The sequence below is a fragment of the Sphingobacterium kitahiroshimense genome (assembly GCF_025961315.1).
Lineage (GTDB): Bacteria > Bacteroidota > Bacteroidia > Sphingobacteriales > Sphingobacteriaceae > Sphingobacterium > Sphingobacterium anhuiense.
This window is the reverse complement of the sequence record NZ_JAOQNK010000001.1, coordinates 2,365,137-2,381,854: the sequence shown is the minus strand read 5'-3', so window position 1 is coordinate 2,381,854 and position 16,718 is coordinate 2,365,137. Positions and strand designations below refer to the sequence as shown.

Sequence of the window (16,718 nt, the reverse complement as noted above, 5' to 3'; positions counted from 1 at the left end):
CAATAGAATGGAGCTATATGGGATATAGAAGTTTAGCGGAGTGTGTTAGCGATTTAGAGCAACATGGACATTTGATCCGAATTAAGGAAGAGGTAGATCCTTATTTAGAAATGGCAGCCATTCACATGCGTGTTTTCGACGCAGAGGGACCGGCTTTGTATTTTGAAAATATAAAAGGCACAGATTTTCCAGCAGTTTCTAATTTATTTGGGACTTTAGACCGTTCTAAATTTATGTTTAGGGATACATTAGATCATATTAAAAAGCTGGTTGATGTCAAGATGGACCCTACCGCAGTTTTAAAAAATCCGTTTAAATATTTAAGCTCTTCGGCTGTCGCATTAGGAGCTCTTCCTTGGAAAAAGAAATCCAATGCCTCTATTTTGTATGGTAAAACTGAAATTAGCAAGTTGCCTCAAGTAGTAAATTGGCCTATGGACGGTGGTGCATTTGTAACCATGCCTCAAGTTTATACCGAGGATATTACTAAGCCGGGTATCATGCAGGCAAATCTAGGGATGTATCGTATACAACTCTCTGGTAATGATTATATTCAAGATAAAGAAATAGGACTTCATTATCAATTACATAGAGGTATTGGTATTCATCAACAAAAAGCAAATCAATTAGGGAAACCTTTGAAAGTTAGTATTTTTATCGGAGGGCCACCTTCACATCCTCTCTCAGCAGTAATGCCCTTACCTGAAGGGTTGTCAGAAATGATTTTTGCCGGGGCTCTAGGAAATCGTCGATTTCGTTATTTTTATGATCATGAGGGATTTTGTATTTCAGCAGATGCTGATTTTGTGATAACAGGAACTGTGTATCCTAATGAAAATAAGCCTGAAGGTCCTTTTGGTGATCATATCGGTTATTATAGTTTAACCCATCCTTTTCCTTTAATGAAAGTTCATAATGTGTATCATAAAAAAGATCCGATTTGGTCTTTTACCGTTGTTGGTCGCCCTCCACAGGAAGATACAAGTTTTGGTAATTTGATTCACGAAATTACAGGTGCCGCAATTCCTAAGGAAATTAATGGTCTGCAGGCTGTTCATGCTGTTGATGCCGCTGGTGTGCATCCTTTATTGTTTGCTATAGGAAGAGAAAGCTACACGCCGTATCAAAAAGTGGATAGACCGCAGGAGATCTTGACGATAGCCAGCCAGGCATTGGGTAAAAATCAACTGAGTTTAGCGAAGTACTTATTTATTGCAGCGATTGAAGATGATCCTGATCTTAATATTTATGATGTTGCAGGTTTTTTGCGTCATATGTTAGAAAGAATCGATCTTTCAAGAGATTTACATTTTCATACTAATACGACTATAGATACTCTCGATTATTCTGGTGATGGACTTAATGCCGGCTCTAAAGTTATTTTTGCAGCCGCAGGTTCAAAGAAAAGAATATTGAGTAATGAAATTCCTTTGGGATTATCGGTTCCTCGTCCTTTCAATCATGTTAAGATGGCGATGCCGGGTATCCTTGTTGTCGATGGTGCTGCATTTACATCTTATGAGCAAGAGGAAGTGATTTTGAAGGATTGGTGTGATGGAATGAAAGACGTTGATTTTACGGGGATACAGATGGTTGTTTTAGCTGATGACGCATCTTTTACTGCTGCAAATGAAAACAATTTTGTATGGGTAACCTTTACAAGATCGAATCCAGCATATGATATTTATGGTGTCAATAGCTTTACAAAATATAAACATTGGGGTTGTTATGGACCGGTTATTATCGATGCAAGACGTAAGCCGCACCATGCTCCTGACTTAATTAAAGATCCTGCTGTTGAAAAAAGAGTAGACGCAATGGGAGCAAAGGGGGGATCATTACACGGTATTATTTAGTGATCAAATATAACTTTTAATAGTTTTCGTCAAGGAGAGGGTTTAAATATGATTATTTATGCCCTCTTTTTTATTGCGTATATAAATAATATTCAATTACAATTTTCAGTAGTTTTACTACCACCACTTGAAACTATGTTTCAATAAACAAATAATTGTTACGATGATGATCTCAAAGTCCGTACTAGTCCGTGAAACTCCGTACTTGTCCGTGAAAGTGCAGACACCATTTGACATTGACTCGTTAAAGATAGTATATTCCTAGGGCAGTGTTTTGGAAATAATTTGTTATTTCTTCGCTGTATATTCAACTTTGTTTAGGTAGGGAGCTAAACTATAGTCAAAAGCATCTCGAGCAAATGTTGAATCATATACGTTCAAGTCCCGAAAGTTTTACGAACAATGCTCAAATAGAATTCATAGACCTATTTCCCTTTTAAAAAATCAGTTATACCGTTATTTAATTCTTTACCTACTGTTTATTGTTTTTTATGCGCTCTTTTTGTACCCTCAGTAAGCTTTGTTTACAAAGTTTACAAATTTGCTGCCAATCCATTACGAGGATCAAGATTTTTATTTGAGATTGGGAGTTTTAAGAGATTATATTTTAGGAATATTTTTTTCACCTAAAAGGGGGATGATATTCTAGTAATCTGTTTTTATTAGCTTGCTTGTATTTGTTGTTTTTTAGAGAATTCAATTTCGTTAAACGGAACGCTTCTAAATAGAAGTGAGATTGCGTAAAGTTAGTTCATTATCTCTAGTTTTGTATAGAAAACACATTAATAAAATAGATATGTCGAAGACGAAACTTACAATTAATAATAACGGATCAGTAAAAATTGAAGGCGATTTTGAAATCGTTGATAGAAATGGTGACACTTATGGTTTGCAGGGAAGAACAGTACTTTCGATTTGTCGTTGTGGATTATCCAAAAATAAACCTTTTTGCGATGGTGCTCACAATGGTCATTTTGAACATGAGGCTATTGCCTTTGATCTTCCTCCAAAGAAAGCATAGCCACTTCTGTAAGCAAATTTGATTACGAAATTAAAATAAATAATACCCATTTTGATGTCATTATGATGTCTAAATGGGTTTTTTGTTTTAATCTGAAATTGCTATTTTATGCATTTAAAATGAAAAGTCATTGCATAAAAAAACCTTCATCAAATGATGAAGGTTTTAGCGGAGAGCGAGGGATTCGAACCCCCGGACCTATGACAGTCAACAGTTTTCAAGACTGCCGCATTCGACCACTCTGCCAGCTCTCCGTCACAAAAGTACAAATTTTAAGCTCAATACCAAATTTATTTTGGCATTTAAAGCTGTTTTAATGTATTGTGAGCTGTATCATCCTGTTTTTTAGTTACTTTTATTTTGATTTTTTTCTTTAAATCTTTATCCCTAGTTTGCAATCATGGAGAAGGATTATACTTTATTACGATCGTCGTTAATGTCATCATGTAAATTACATGTTGAGGATCGCATTGCAAACTTAGAACTGGCATTGAAATCGGCTCACGAGGCAAGTACTGATGATACTAAAAGTAGTGCGGGTGATAAATATGAAACTACGCGCGAAATGATGCAACAGGATATCGCGAGATGTCAAATGCAGTTGGCAGAAGCAAAAAAGGATGAATTAATATTAACGGGGCTTCTTGAACCTAATCATTTGGATTTTGTACAGAATGGAAGTATAGTGGAAACAAATTTGGGTATTTATTTTATTGCAATTAGCATTGGTGTTGTGAAAATCGATCATGATAAGGTGTTTGTAATATCTAATCAATCGCCAATCGGAAAGTTGCTTTTACGAAAGAAAGTTGGGGAATCATTTGTCTTCAATAATGTAGAACAACGTCTACTTTCTATTAATTAGTTTGGGGATCGAAACTATTTACTCTGATAATTGTTTAGATTTAAGTGTCTATATTGGATGATTTAGGCTTTAAAAAAAAATAAAAAACTGTGATTATGGAGTTAAAAAGAGTATTCCCAATGTTAATGATGGCGGGCACTTTAGCTGTTGCAATGCCTTCCTGTAAATCTAAAGTTTCTGATGCTGATTTAAAAGCTAAAGTAGAAACGGTGATTACTAGCCATCAAGGTATAACGACATCGGTTAAGGATGGTGTCGTTACTTTGGAAGGTTTCGCATCTTCAGATGCAGAGAAGGCTCAGATTGAAACTGACGTCAAAGCTGCTGATAAGTCTATCAAGTCTGTTGTGAATAATATTATCGTGCAAGCTGTTCCTCCGGCAGAGATTTCTGTTAATACTGTGGATGAATCATTAGCTAAAGGTATTGTTGATGCTACAAAAGATTTTCCAACTGTGCAGGCTACTGTTAAAGATGGAGTTATTTCAGTAACTGGAACTATTGAAAAAGCAAAGTTAGTAACACTAAAACAAGCTTTGGATAATTTACATCCCAAAAAAGTTGATCTGAGTGCGGTTGTCACTAAATAACTAATTCAAAAAACGAATATCATGGCTTTAGAAGAAAAATATAAAGTATTATTGGATACTGCGAGATCATCTGGTATTAATGATTTAAATTATGCCGAGCAGGATGGCGTATTGCAAATTAGGGGTACTGCCCCTTCTGCAGATGTTAAGAATAAATTATGGGAAATATATGGAAATATAGACCCAAATTTTGCAACAGGAGATGTGGTTATGGATGTAGAAGTAGCTACTGAGGTTCCAGGAAGTGAGGTCAGGGTTATTACTGATAGTTCAAATCTGAACATTCGTAAAGGACCTGGTACTGATCAGCCAATCGTTGGAAAAGCTGCAAAGGATGAAATCATCACATTGATTAGTAAAGCTAATGACCAGTGGTGGTTAGTTCGGACAAAAGATAATGAAGAGGGGTATTGTTTTGCACAGTATCTACAGACAGTTTAAGTCTTTCTTAACCTTTAATAGAGCCTAAAATTATATTATTTTAGGCTCTGTTCGTTTTATAAGGTTGTAGCGGGACCTTGACAATTAGGGTAGTTGTAATAACAAATTTCAATATCATTTGAAACATTGTTATCTTTGAGCTTTTGAGCAATTTCTTAATTATATTATGCGAAATTTAGTGCTTGTATATTTTTTGTTTATACTTTCTTTTTCATCTTGTCAAACAGATCCGCCCACATTTGGTGATATTTTAGCAAAGTCATTTGATCAAGAGATATTTAAAGATTTTGATAGTACGGCATATTTCTCTGCTATTGAGAAAGAATTAAAAGGTGATAACTCTCGTTTGTTTAACCCGAAATGGATGCGTGTATTAGCAGATTCCTCTCGTGGTTTTACCTGGATACCTAATCAGTTGTTTACGGGTGGTACAGATACTTTATTGTACTATCTAGAAAGATCTGAAGAACATGGTATTGATCCCTCAATTTTTCATACTGTAGAAATTAGCCGTGCTTTGAATCGGCTAAAAAGTAAGCAAATAACGGATTTAAATGAGGCTTACCAATTGTTGGCAAAAGTGGAAGTTCTTTCTTCAGATGCTTTGGTTGCCTATTTGAACGTATTGGAAAACGGTATTGTAAATCCTAAAAAACTTTACGGAAGGTATTTTGTCGGGCATAAACGATATTCGTTAGATAAGGCAAAGCACTTGTTGGATAGTGCTTTAAATGTTTCGGAGGTTGTGAACCATGCTCAACCTACAAATTCGATTTATAGAAAATTTCAGCATCTGTTGCTTGAAGGAGATCTTAATAAGGAAGAACGTGTCAAAGTTTTGATGACCATGGAACGGTTGCGGTGGATGGGGGAAGATTTTCCTGATAAATATGTCTTCGTGAATATTCCGGAAATGAAACTTCAGATGATCACAGCAGGGGCTGTTGAACAAACGATGAATGTTTGTGTGGGAGAGACTGAAAACAAAGCTTTTGCTAAAACAGGGGAAAATCACGAAACTCCTATGATGCGCGGTGTACTGGATAGAATGCAAGTTAATCCTGTATGGAATATACCTAAAAGTATTGTGAAAAAGGAACTGTTAAATAGTGTAAGAGCTAATCCAGGTTATCTTGAGAGTCGGAATATGGTGGTTTATAATCTAAAGGGGCAAATCGTTGATCCTTATACAATAAATTGGCAGGCAGATTCGGTAGAGAATTTTAAATTTAAGCAAAACCCTGGATTTGATAATTCATTAGGGAATATAAAGTTCATCTTTGCAAATCCTTATGCTATTTATCTTCACGATACTCCTGCTAAACAGAAATTTAAGGTGAGTAACCGTGCTTTGAGTCATGGATGTGTACGTGTAGAAGATCCTACCAGTTTAGCTGCTTTTTTAGTTAATAATGAGAAAGAGGCGGAAAAAATTGCAACAGAAATCAAAGATTCAGTTAATAATTCCAGATGGGTGAAAATGAAAGAGGGCATCCCTGTTTACCTATCTTATTACACGACTTGGTTAGATGAGGATAATAAAATTCAACAATTTCCTGATATCTATGGTTATGACGAACGATTGAAGGTGGCAATGAAGAAATATCTCAATTAATTTTTAGTATCCGAATAAAATAAAATCCCCTTTACAAAAGTAAAGGGGATTTTATTTTATTCGGATTTGCTTTTACTAGCTTTCTTTGTTTTTTTCTCAGCTCTTTTTTCTTTTAGCGTCTTTTCAGCTTTCTTTTTATCATTCTTTACCGCATTTTGTTCCTTTGCCATAACAGTTATGTTTAAGTGAATAATAATTCTTACTAAAGCTACTGATAATAAATAAGATTATTTCTGTCTTAACGTATTTAATTGTTTTTGAGATATAATAGTTTATTGGAATAGATATTGAAGTAAATATACATTGCACCATTGTTGAGATTAAACTTTGATCTTATATTTTAGTCTTAACGGGTGGTTTTTATAATTTAAGGACATGAAGAAACAATTTCTAGGTAAGGCTCTGGCTCTATTTGAAAGATTTAAAACACATAAAATTACGTCGGCGGATTTAGAGGAAGCTGAACAAAAGGCGAAAAATTTGGATGTTCGAAAGGAAGATTTTCAATTGTTGATAGCAATGTGTAAGGATACATTTTCGGGAAAATACAAAATGAATAAGTGGAATTTATCCGTTATCGTTGCGACTATAATATATGTGATATCGCCATTAGATGCTATTCCAGACGTTATTCCGGTGTTGGGATGGATAGATGATGTGACTATTATTGGATATGCTATCTCAAAACTCTCCGAAGAAATATTAAAATACAAGTTGTTTAGTAAACAATCTATTGTAGTCAAATCTTAGGTCTAAAATATATTCATTTTTACAAAGCCCTTGTTATTCTAAATTTCAAGGGCTTTATTTTTGAATTGCGATTTGTTTTTTTTTAGCAAAAATATGTTTAAATCTATATCTTAATTTTAGCTGTTTAAATAATATTTAAATTAATTTGTGGTTATAATGTTCTTATTTTCAAAGCATTGTAAATGTGTAGTTTCAACAATAAGCTAAATTTTGTTTGTATCTATGTGTTATATTTAGCTAGATTTGAACAATATTTTAAAACAAAAGTATGACTTTATCAAAGATTAAACAGTTAGCTGCTTTGGGTATTCACCAGCCCAAGGAAGTATTTTGTCAATTGGATAGAAATGCTCTTATTGGACATGCTATTCAAAAAGGAGAAGCTTCATTGGCTGAAAATGGGGCTTTGAATATTTTGACCGGTAAATTTACGGGCAGATCTCCTAAGGATCGTTATCTCGTAAAGGATGAGATAACTGAAAACAGAGTTTTTTGGAATGAAGTTAACCAAGCAATTACTCCAGATGCATTTAATAAATTGTATGATTTGACTACTGAGTATCTATCGGCTAAGGAACTTTTTGTAAGAGATTGTCAGGTTGTATCGAGTGATGATTTATCGAAACATCTTTTAGTTGTCTCCACAAAAGCTACTCAGGATCTGTTTGCTTCCAATATGTTTATTGAAACAAACGGTATTGAATATACTGAGGTCAATTGGACTGTTCTTGTAGCTTCGGATCTTCAAGTTCCTAATTTTCAGGAGTTGGGTCTTAATGCTCCAAATTGTGTTGTTATTGATTTTAGTCGTTGTGTTGTCTTGGTCATTGGGACTGGTTATACTGGAGAAATTAAAAAAAGTATTTTTTCGATTTTGAATTTTATATTGCCCGTTGAGGATGGAGTTTTGTCCATGCATTGTTCTGCAAATGTTGGTAAAGATGGAGATACCGCTTTATTTTTTGGATTATCGGGTACGGGTAAAACGACACTTTCTGCGGATGTGAATCGTAATTTGGTTGGTGATGATGAACACGGCTGGTCTGACAATGGTGTGTTTAATTTTGAGGGTGGGTGCTACGCAAAGTGTTTAGGGTTAAATCCGCAACAAGAACCGGAGATCTGCGGAGCTATAAAATCGGGATCACTTTTGGAAAATATTAAATTTCACGAGGGTACAGCTGTTCCTAATTTTGAGGATGCAAGTATTACTGAGAATATGCGTGTTTCTTATCCTTTATCCTATATTTCTTCCTATAAAGATGTTAAATTGGTTGATGCACCTAATAATATATTTTTCTTGTCAGCGGATGCTTTTGGAGTTTTGCCTCCAATATCAAAGTTAACTATAGAACAGGCCATGTATTATTTTATCAATGGCTATACTGCAAAGGTTGCTGGTACTGAGATGGGTGTTTCAAAACCAACGGCTACATTTTCAGCTTGCTTCGGGCAGGCATTTATGCCATTACATCCTATGGAGTATGCTGAGTTATTAAGAGATCGATTAAAAAAGAATCCAGATACTAAGGTTTGGTTAGTCAATACTGGCTGGATCGGAGGACCTTTTGGTGTGGGTAGACGCATCAAGCTCGCTTATACGCGTAGTTTAATTCAGGCCGCATTATCAGGAGAACTGGAGGAATATCCTATGGAAGTGCATCCGATCTTTAATTTAAAGTATCCCACATTTTGTCAAGAAGTTCCAGAGCAGATTCTAGGAGCCAAGCAATTGTGGGGCAATGATGATGCCTATGATGAGCAGGCCATGGCTCTAAAATCACTTTTTGAGAATAACTTCAAAAAATATCAAGATACCTATTTTACTACCGTCTAATGTAAAGGCTAAATCATTGTGTATATATGAAAACGTTGGGTCAATTTATTATTGAAAAACAGGCTGATTTCCCTTTTGCAAAAGGAGAGTTATCCCGATTGTTAAGAGATATTGCTATCGCCGCAAAAGTGGTAAATCGTGAAGTTAATAAAGCGGGGTTAGCTGATCTTCTGGGTGCATGCGGGGATATGAATATACAGGGCGAGGTGCAACAGAAACTGGATGTCTATGCTGACGTTCAATTTACTTCCGCACTACAGCGGGGAGGAGAATGTTGTTATTTAGCTTCGGAGGAACATGAATTGGGCATTGATTTGTCGCATGATGTTGTTTCCAAGAATGCTAAGTACATGGTTTGTATTGATCCTCTAGATGGTTCTTCTAATATCGATGTGAATGTTTCAGTAGGAACAATTTTTTCAATATACAGAAGGGCGAACAATGAACCTGTTTCGATGGCTGATGAACTATTGCAACAGGGGCGGAAGCAGGTTGCGGCAGGATATATTATCTATGGTTCGTCAACTATGCTTGTATATACTACCGGAAATGGTGTGAATGGGTTTACTTTAGATCCTTCTATAGGAGAGTTCTGTTTATCTCATCCTAATATGAGAATTCCTGAAAGTGGGCAGATTTATTCTATCAATGAAGGAAATTATATTAAATTTCCACAAGCGGTCAAGAACTATATTAAATATTGCCAAATTGAAGATTCGGCTTCAAAACGTCCTTATACTTCCCGCTACATCGGGTCAATGGTTGCTGATATACATCGTAATTTGATTCGTGGAGGTGTTTTTATATACCCTGAAACATTATCTTTTCCTACAGGAAAGTTGCGTTTGATGTATGAATGTAACCCTATGGCTTTTATTGTTGAGCAGGCAGGAGGCAAAGCTACTACTGGCAGTGAACGGATTTTGGATATTCAGCCTACTGAATTACATCAGCGTGTTCCTGTAGTTATAGGAAGTAAACTCATGGTTGAACAGGTGGAGTATTTTTATAGTATGGAGCTTGAATCGTCGTTGAATGTATAAAAACTCATGAATGCAGGTTTGTTTTAAGCTTTACTTTCCTTAAATTTGATTTTACATTTGAATAGAATTGTATGCGCAAGATTATAAGAGTTTTCACGTTATGCTTTGTTTTTTTTACTTTTCAGCAGATTATTGCACAAACGAAGCCTGTAGGAGAAAAAGATACTTTATCATATCCTTATCATCCTGAAGCTAATGCACAAGAGGATTTAGATAAACTAATAGCTCAGGCTAATAAAGAGGATAAAAATATTATTATTCAAGCGGGAGGTAATTGGTGTATTTGGTGTTTGAGATTTAATGATTATATTCATAAAACTGCTGAGATTAATGATTATCTCCGTCATAACTATCTATACTACCATCTTAATTATTCCAAAGAGAATAAAAATGAGGCCATATTTAAAAAGTATGTACCTGATTCGTTAAAATTAGGATATCCTTTTTTTATTGTCATGAATAGTACAGGTGAAGTCCTTAAAATTCAGGAAAGTGGTAGTTTAGAATCTGGTAAAGGCTATGACAAAAATAAGGTCATGCAGTTTTTTAAAAGTTGGTCTAAAAAATAAATATTTATAACCTTCAAAAAGGGCTTTGGGAAATAACTCAAGGCCTTTTTTGTTTACAGAATAAATTCAATTGATCTTAAATATTTGGATTCTTTTATTGGGACTCATATTTTGAATTATTTTCTATTGACAATTGGTTAGTTTTGTAAACTTATTCTCTTAGCATTTTGTTTAAGAGATGACCTTACTCTCAAGGTGGATTTTTTTAAGGATTGAAATGGAAGAAAAATTAAGAATATTTGATTTAGCTGAACGGCAGTTAGGATTATATCCCGGTCTAGCCATGTTCTCCAGTAAAATAAATGGAGACTGGACTGATCTAAAGACTGATGAGTTTATTGGTCAGGTTAATGCGCTATCAAAAGGATTAATAGAATTGGGGGTCAAGCCTAATGAAAAAGTTGGTTTAATCGCCGAAAGTAGTGTGCAGTGGCATATTGTTGATTTTGCAATTCAACAAATTGGAGCTGTAGTTGTTGCTATTTATCCAAATATTACGGATGCTGATTATCAATATATTTTTAATGATGCCGAGATTCGGGTTGCTATAGTTAGTACAAGGAGTCTTTATCAAAGAATTGTTAATATTAAAAATTCCATCTATACGCTCAAGTATATTTTCTGTATGAGTTCGCATGATGAGGTACGGAATTGGAAAGAGATTGTTCAAATAGGAAGTCATATTGAGGATGGGCATCTTCAAAAACTGAAAAATGCAGTAAAATCTGATGATCTTGCAACTTTGATTTATACTTCAGGAACTACAGGAAAGCCTAAAGGTGTGATGTTGTCACATGATAATATCATAGCAAATGTTCGATCGGCCCGAGAGATTACCCCATGTAAGGCTTATGATCGCGGACTAACATTTTTACCTCCTTGTCATGCTTATGAAAGGATGGTTATATACACTTATTTTTATATCGGTATAACCGTTTACATTGCAGAGTCTTTTGATAAGATCGGTCAAAATCTAATAGAGGTAAAACCTAACATAATGACTGCTGTCCCTCGCATTTTGGAAAAAGTATATGAAAAGATCATTAAGAAGGGACATGACCTGCATGGTCTTAAACGTAAAATATTTGATTGGGCTGTATCGGTAGGGGAAAATTATGATCCCGATCCTCAAAAAAGAAGTTTTGCATATGATGTTAAATTAAACCTAGCTAGGAAACTGGTATTAAATAAATGGTATGAGGGACTTGGAGGTTCTTTACAGACAGTTGCTTCTGGCAGTGCTTCTTTGCAAAGTAAGTTGACACGTGTTTTTTTAGCTGCAGGTATTCCTATTTATGAGGGATATGGGATGACTGAAGCATCTCCACTTATATCTGTTAATCATTATTTAAGAGGCACTCGTGTAGGTACTGTTGGACTTGCGGTAAAGGATGTTCAGATAAAATTGGCCAGTGATGGTGAGGTTTTAGTGAAGGGGCCAAATATCATGATGGGATACTATAAAAATTCGGAAGAAACGAGTAAGACGATTATTGATGGGTGGTTGCATACAGGTGATATCGGAGTTTGGGAGGACGGTCTATTTTTAAAAATTATTGATCGAAAAAAAGAATTATTTAAGATCTCAGGAGGCAAATATGTGACTCCTCAGCCTATTGAAAAAAAATTAGTAGAGTCTAAGTTTATTGAACAGGCGATGGTGGTTGGTGATGGGATGAAATTTGCTTCTGCTTTTATAGTTCCTGATTATGGACATTTAATTGACTGGGCCAAATCTGAAAATCCTAATCTTCTAAAATTATCTAAGGCAGATTTTCTGAAGCAAGATCAGGTTATTAAAAAAATAAATCAAGAAGTGCGTATGGCTAACCAACATTTTGGTAATTGGGAGCAGATCAAAAAACCTATAATCATTGCAGATGAATTTACAATTGAAGGGGGAGAACTTACTCCTACATTAAAGCTGAAACGTAAAGTGATTTTGCAGAAGTACAAGACAGAGTACGATCATCTTTATCAAAGTGCCATTGATTGAATTTGATAAAAGTCAAATATAGGAAATGGTGATTACAAAAAATATGTTTTAGCAAAGAGTAGATATTTTTGCGTTACGTTTTTTTGTCCACACGTAATTTCTAAAGCGAATTTGTTTGTTTTTTATTTAACAAGTGCGGTTTTATATTTTGTATTTATTGCCGATATGCTTGATGAATAGGGCTGAAGTCGATATTTGTGAAAATTAAATTCTTAATTATGAACGAAGTAAAAATTTATTGTAAAAAAAGATTAAAAACAGTTTCTAAATACCAATAATTGTTCTACTTTTGTAGCAACAAACACGGTAGATGTAGCTCAGTTGGTTAGAGCATCGGTTTGTGGTACCGAGGGTCGTGGGTTCGAGCCCCATCATTTACCCCAAGCCAGTACATAAGTACTGGCTTTTTTTATTCTCTTTTATTTCGACAGGTTGTTCAAGTAGTATCCTATATTTTTATTAACTTCAAGCATACAACTTATCAATGAAAATGCATCGCTATCTTTTCTTTATCTTTATTTTTAGTCAAACCACCATTTTTGCTCAGCAAAAATTACCGAAAGGTTTTAGTTATGTTAAAGATATCATACCTGGAATAAATGTTGATCTACGTTATTATAGTTCACATAATTTTGTTGGTAAGAAAATCGACGGTTATAAATCGCCTGTCCTTATATGGAGTACTGCAGCGACAAATGCTTTGAAAAAAGTGGAGAAGGAGTTAAATGCACAGGGAATGTCATTGAAAGTTTTTGATGCTTATCGCCCACAAAAAGCGGTTCAGCATTTTAAAAGATGGGCTCTACAAATTAATGACACTTTATCAAAAAGAGAATTCTATCCGAATCTAGATAAAAGAAATTTATTTAAATTAGGTTATATCGCAAGTAAATCGGGGCATAGTCGAGGTAGTACGATCGATCTAACGATAGTCACTCTTATTGATCATAAGGAATTGGATATGGGAAGTCCTTTTGATTTTTTTGGACCAATATCCCATTTTGATACTGAGGAAATTAATGCGACGCAGAAAAAGAATAGAATAATGTTGAAAAGCATCATGATGAAACATGGTTTTAAAGGCTATGCTAAAGAATGGTGGCATTTTACTCTAATTCATGAACCTTACCAAAAAACATACTTTGATTTTGATGTTTATTAAGTTGGTGCTGTTTTTTTGAAATTCAAGAAATTGAAAAACTAACTTTGTTATGTTAATTTTTTAGATCTATCAAAGCGGTAAGAAATGCCTTATTCATTCCTGTTATATGGTTTAAGTATATCGATAGACATGCGATAATGAAAAATTAACTATTCGTTTATGGAAAGCATTCTTTAAAAGCATATACATTCTATCTACGCTGGGTTCAACAGTTAAATCTTATTTTCTGGCTTCTTTTTAGTTTTTTATGGTCGCAAGTTTTAGGAAAAGCCTGTGACCAATTTGTGTAATACACCTATTACTAGATACAATTGTCAGATCTGTTCTGGAAATGCCTTTATTTTAATTTGATAAAGTAATCTACATAACATGAATTTAGGAATTTATTTCGATTCGAGCTCTAAATAAAAATGTTGGAACTTTTATTTCAGATTAAGGATGTCTGAAGGTTCTGCTAGTTCCTTATAATCGTAGATATTTAGTTATTTTTGTTGAACTTGAATTTGATTGCACACATTCATCTTGAGTATCCTTTGTTTTTAATTTAAAGAATATTAAATGAAACCATCTAATTATATATTGATTTTGTTTTTATTGCTCTGCTTTAGTGATAAAAGTTTCGCTCAGATCGCTGTTGATACGATTAGCGCAAGGAAGAGCGAATACATTGTTAAAGCTTCTCGTAATAAGGAAAATCGTAGAGAAAATAGGATGCGACGCAATTTTGTAGATACTGTCGCTAGTTTGCAGTCGAATAGTACTGTTGATAGTCTGCGGGCTGATCTATCAAAGATCAATGTAAAATACATTGCAAATATTCGTGCATACGCATTGGAAAGTGAGGCTATACATAAGCGTGATATACGGACTGAATTTATTGAGAAGGTGAATAATTTTTCTGGAACGCTTCCTCCAGATTCTGTGACTTCATGGACGCATTATGTTCGCACTCAAATCGCTGATTTAAATGCATTTCACAGTAGTTTAGAAAGTTACAACCGTAGTCTTAATTTGACTTTAAGTCAACTAAAAGGGTTTCGATCAAAGTATAGTCAAAGTGAAACTAATGAGCGGTTAAGCACTTATTTGACTACATCAGAACAAGATGTGCAACGTAAAATTGATTCTTTACAAGTGTCTGTAAGTATTACCAATGATAATTTGAAGGCTTATTATGGTTTATCCCATCATGTGAAGGAAACTGTCTCTAAGCAAACTAATGCAGGGAAGTCGGATACCTCAGCTGTAAAAAGTTCATTATGGAAAGCTGGAGGTGCCGCAGTTACAAAAGAGAAAATTTTAAATAATTTAAAAGATAATTACAGAAAGAGTAAATCGCTAGATACTTATGTGAATAAGACTGAGTGGACGAGTCGGGTGTTATTGATTATTTTGGTATTTGCTTATCTCTATTGGATTGTTTCGACAGCTTATGTATTAAATAAGCATAACAATAGCCTATCTGCTACGAAATCATCTTTTAATTATTGGGTTCCTGTTGGAAAAGCATTTGTTCTATTTCTGACGTTATTACCTATTGTTTCCATTGTTACTCCAACTTTGGTTATTCAAGGGATGCAATTGCTAATTATGGCCATATTTGGTCTTTTGTTAAGAAAGAAATTTACTGTAAAACATGGTAAAATTGTAGGATTTTTACTTCTTTTTTATATATGCGATGTCTTTGTCAATTCTGTTGTGAGCGAAGACCTTATTATGCGGATTGTTTGTATTTTATTTAATATAGTGGCTTTAGGAATAGGGTTTTATCTAAAAAAGAATATTAACGATCCTACTGCCGCGGGCTATATTCAACTTCCAGTTTTTATCATATTTGCCGTTTTAAATATTGGTGCAATTATTCTGAATATTTTAGGCTATGTTGATCACTCTCGTAGTTTTAGTATTGCTGGTGCGGTTGGTCTTGCACAATCTTTTACCTTGACTTTTTTCACGCAGATGATAAAAGAGGATGTTAGAAATCAGTTTTCAAGAAATCGTGTGAAGAGAGGATTTTGGTTGCGATTTAATGAAGAACGTGCTTTGAAGGCTACAGGGGATGCTTTGAAATTTGTTTGTCTTCTACTAGCCATTATTGTGCTGGCGAATAACCTTCAGTTTGCTGCTTCTTTAGCATCTTCGGTGTCTAAATTTTTGAGCAGTAATCATCAGCTCGGTGGAATTAATTTTAATTTTGGTAATTTATTGTTAGCGGTAATTATATTGGCTGCTGCTAATTGGTTTCAAAAGAATTTGAATTTATTGTTGATCGGTGGTGAAAATGGAACGTTGAGTACTGATTACGATCAGAAAATGACCCTTTTTCCCTTATTTAGGTTGATTATAATTGTTATAGGTTTTTTTATAGCTATTTCTGCTTTAGGTGTTAGTCTTGATAAGTTGACGGTAATCGTTGGAGCCTTAAGTGTTGGTATAGGTTTAGGAATGCAGAATATCATTAATAATTTTGTTTCGGGTATTATTTTAGCTTTTGATAAACCTTTTCGCGTTGGAGATCGCATTGAGTTGGCTGATAAAAAGGGTAGGGTAAAAGAGATTGGTATTCGCGCGAGCATCTTAAATACTGGAGATGGGGCCGAGGTTATTATCCCAAATGGTGATTTATTATCTGGACGTGTGGTCAATTGGACTTTATCTAATGATGATGCAAAAACAAGTTTTGTTATTCAGGTGGATCGTACAGCTGAACTTGATACTTTAAAATCGTGGATTACAGAGGCTGTTGAGCATAGTACTTTTAGTAAACCTGAATTGGGTATTGGCATTAGCGTTCAAGATATAAGTGAAGAAATGATTTACCTTAGTATTAGTTGCTGGATTGATAATTCGGGTAATAGTGGTGGTTTTAAAAATGATGTCTTGATTGAATTGAATAATCGGTTCAAAAAAGAGGAACTGAAGTTTTACAGTATTGCCCCTTCAAATAAATAGTTGAACTTATATAATAATAGC

13 protein-coding genes and 2 tRNA genes are annotated in these 16,718 nt (G+C 34.5%); 14 read left to right on the top strand and 1 reads right to left on the bottom strand.

The window, feature by feature from the left end; genetic code table 11:
• The first annotated feature begins 17 nt into the window (after nt 1–17).
• Together M2265_RS10765 and M2265_RS10760 are read left to right on the top strand one after the other, a co-directional pair.
• Nucleotides 18–1,856, top strand: a complete 1,839-nt coding sequence (locus tag M2265_RS10765) for a UbiD family decarboxylase (RefSeq protein WP_132771993.1) — start codon at nt 18–20, stop codon at nt 1,854–1,856.
• A gap of 796 nt (nt 1,857–2,652) precedes the next feature.
• Complete coding sequence (locus M2265_RS10760) at nt 2,653–2,877, top strand: CDGSH iron-sulfur domain-containing protein (RefSeq protein ID WP_021189749.1); 225 nt, start codon at nt 2,653–2,655, stop codon at nt 2,875–2,877.
• Between the two features lie 169 nt (nt 2,878–3,046).
• On the opposite strand, the gene M2265_RS10755 is transcribed toward M2265_RS10760, so the two are convergent.
• Nucleotides 3,047–3,131 (bottom strand) — tRNA-Ser (locus M2265_RS10755).
• 182 nt (nt 3,132–3,313) lie between these two features.
• On the opposite strand from M2265_RS10755, the gene M2265_RS10750 reads away from it, so the two are divergent.
• From M2265_RS10750 to M2265_RS10695, 12 genes are all read left to right on the top strand, one after another.
• Entirely contained in the window at nt 3,314–3,742 is a 429-nt protein-coding gene (locus M2265_RS10750) for a GreA/GreB family elongation factor (RefSeq protein WP_037526077.1), read from the top strand.
• 95 nt (nt 3,743–3,837) lie between these two features.
• Nucleotides 3,838–4,332 (top strand): BON domain-containing protein, encoded by a 495-nt coding sequence (locus M2265_RS10745; RefSeq protein ID WP_021189751.1) that lies wholly within the window; start codon nt 3,838–3,840, stop codon nt 4,330–4,332.
• A gap of 21 nt (nt 4,333–4,353) precedes the next feature.
• Nucleotides 4,354–4,773 (top strand): SH3 domain-containing protein, encoded by a 420-nt coding sequence (locus M2265_RS10740; RefSeq protein WP_021189752.1) that lies wholly within the window; start codon nt 4,354–4,356, stop codon nt 4,771–4,773.
• A 166-nt stretch (nt 4,774–4,939) separates the two neighbouring features.
• Entirely contained in the window at nt 4,940–6,388 is a 1,449-nt protein-coding gene (locus M2265_RS10735) for a L,D-transpeptidase family protein (protein ID WP_132771992.1), read from the top strand.
• 375 nt (nt 6,389–6,763) lie between these two features.
• The gene (locus tag M2265_RS10730; protein WP_021189754.1) at nt 6,764–7,138 is read left to right on the top strand and encodes a YkvA family protein; all 375 of its coding nucleotides are present in this window, start codon (nt 6,764–6,766) and stop codon (nt 7,136–7,138) included.
• Between the two features lie 268 nt (nt 7,139–7,406).
• Nucleotides 7,407–8,975: a phosphoenolpyruvate carboxykinase (ATP) gene (gene pckA / locus M2265_RS10725; RefSeq protein WP_132771991.1), complete on the top strand. Its 1,569-nt coding sequence runs from the start codon at nt 7,407–7,409 to the stop codon at nt 8,973–8,975.
• A gap of 26 nt (nt 8,976–9,001) precedes the next feature.
• A complete protein-coding gene (gene fbp / locus M2265_RS10720) occupies nt 9,002–10,018 on the top strand; it encodes a class 1 fructose-bisphosphatase (protein ID WP_132771990.1) in 1,017 nt (338 codons plus the stop codon).
• A gap of 71 nt (nt 10,019–10,089) precedes the next feature.
• Nucleotides 10,090–10,587: a thioredoxin family protein gene (locus M2265_RS10715; protein ID WP_132771989.1), complete on the top strand. Its 498-nt coding sequence runs from the start codon at nt 10,090–10,092 to the stop codon at nt 10,585–10,587.
• Between the two features lie 217 nt (nt 10,588–10,804).
• Nucleotides 10,805–12,583 (top strand): AMP-dependent synthetase/ligase, encoded by a 1,779-nt coding sequence (locus M2265_RS10710; RefSeq protein ID WP_132771988.1) that lies wholly within the window; start codon nt 10,805–10,807, stop codon nt 12,581–12,583.
• Nucleotides 12,584–12,889: 306 nt separating this feature from the next.
• A tRNA-His gene (locus M2265_RS10705) sits at nt 12,890–12,966 on the top strand.
• A gap of 101 nt (nt 12,967–13,067) precedes the next feature.
• The gene (locus tag M2265_RS10700) at nt 13,068–13,745 is read left to right on the top strand and encodes a M15 family metallopeptidase (protein ID WP_206368645.1); all 678 of its coding nucleotides are present in this window, start codon (nt 13,068–13,070) and stop codon (nt 13,743–13,745) included.
• Between the two features lie 558 nt (nt 13,746–14,303).
• Nucleotides 14,304–16,697 carry a mechanosensitive ion channel family protein gene (locus tag M2265_RS10695; RefSeq protein ID WP_132771987.1) on the top strand — a complete coding sequence of 798 codons (2,394 nt, stop codon included), beginning with the start codon at nt 14,304–14,306 and terminating at the stop codon, nt 16,695–16,697.
• Nucleotides 16,698–16,718: the final 21 nt, after the last annotated feature.

What these genes read in the sequence shown, in the direction of transcription:
- M2265_RS10715 (WP_132771989.1), top strand. Translation starts at nt 10,090, where the DNA reads ATGCGCAAGATTATAAGAGTTTTCACGTTATGCTTTGTTTTTTTTACT.
- M2265_RS10765 (WP_132771993.1), top strand. Translation starts at nt 18, where the DNA reads ATGGGATATAGAAGTTTAGCGGAGTGTGTTAGCGATTTAGAGCAACAT.
- fbp (WP_132771990.1), top strand. Translation starts at nt 9,002, where the DNA reads ATGAAAACGTTGGGTCAATTTATTATTGAAAAACAGGCTGATTTCCCT.
- M2265_RS10730 (WP_021189754.1), top strand. Translation starts at nt 6,764, where the DNA reads ATGAAGAAACAATTTCTAGGTAAGGCTCTGGCTCTATTTGAAAGATTT.
- M2265_RS10740 (WP_021189752.1), top strand. Translation starts at nt 4,354, where the DNA reads ATGGCTTTAGAAGAAAAATATAAAGTATTATTGGATACTGCGAGATCA.
- M2265_RS10700 (WP_206368645.1), top strand. Translation starts at nt 13,068, where the DNA reads ATGAAAATGCATCGCTATCTTTTCTTTATCTTTATTTTTAGTCAAACC.
- M2265_RS10735 (WP_132771992.1), top strand. Translation starts at nt 4,940, where the DNA reads ATGCGAAATTTAGTGCTTGTATATTTTTTGTTTATACTTTCTTTTTCA.
- pckA (WP_132771991.1), top strand. Translation starts at nt 7,407, where the DNA reads ATGACTTTATCAAAGATTAAACAGTTAGCTGCTTTGGGTATTCACCAG.
- M2265_RS10695 (WP_132771987.1), top strand. Translation starts at nt 14,304, where the DNA reads ATGAAACCATCTAATTATATATTGATTTTGTTTTTATTGCTCTGCTTT.
- M2265_RS10745 (WP_021189751.1), top strand. Translation starts at nt 3,838, where the DNA reads ATGGAGTTAAAAAGAGTATTCCCAATGTTAATGATGGCGGGCACTTTA.
- M2265_RS10710 (WP_132771988.1), top strand. Translation starts at nt 10,805, where the DNA reads ATGGAAGAAAAATTAAGAATATTTGATTTAGCTGAACGGCAGTTAGGA.
- M2265_RS10750 (WP_037526077.1), top strand. Translation starts at nt 3,314, where the DNA reads ATGTCATCATGTAAATTACATGTTGAGGATCGCATTGCAAACTTAGAA.
- M2265_RS10760 (WP_021189749.1), top strand. Translation starts at nt 2,653, where the DNA reads ATGTCGAAGACGAAACTTACAATTAATAATAACGGATCAGTAAAAATT.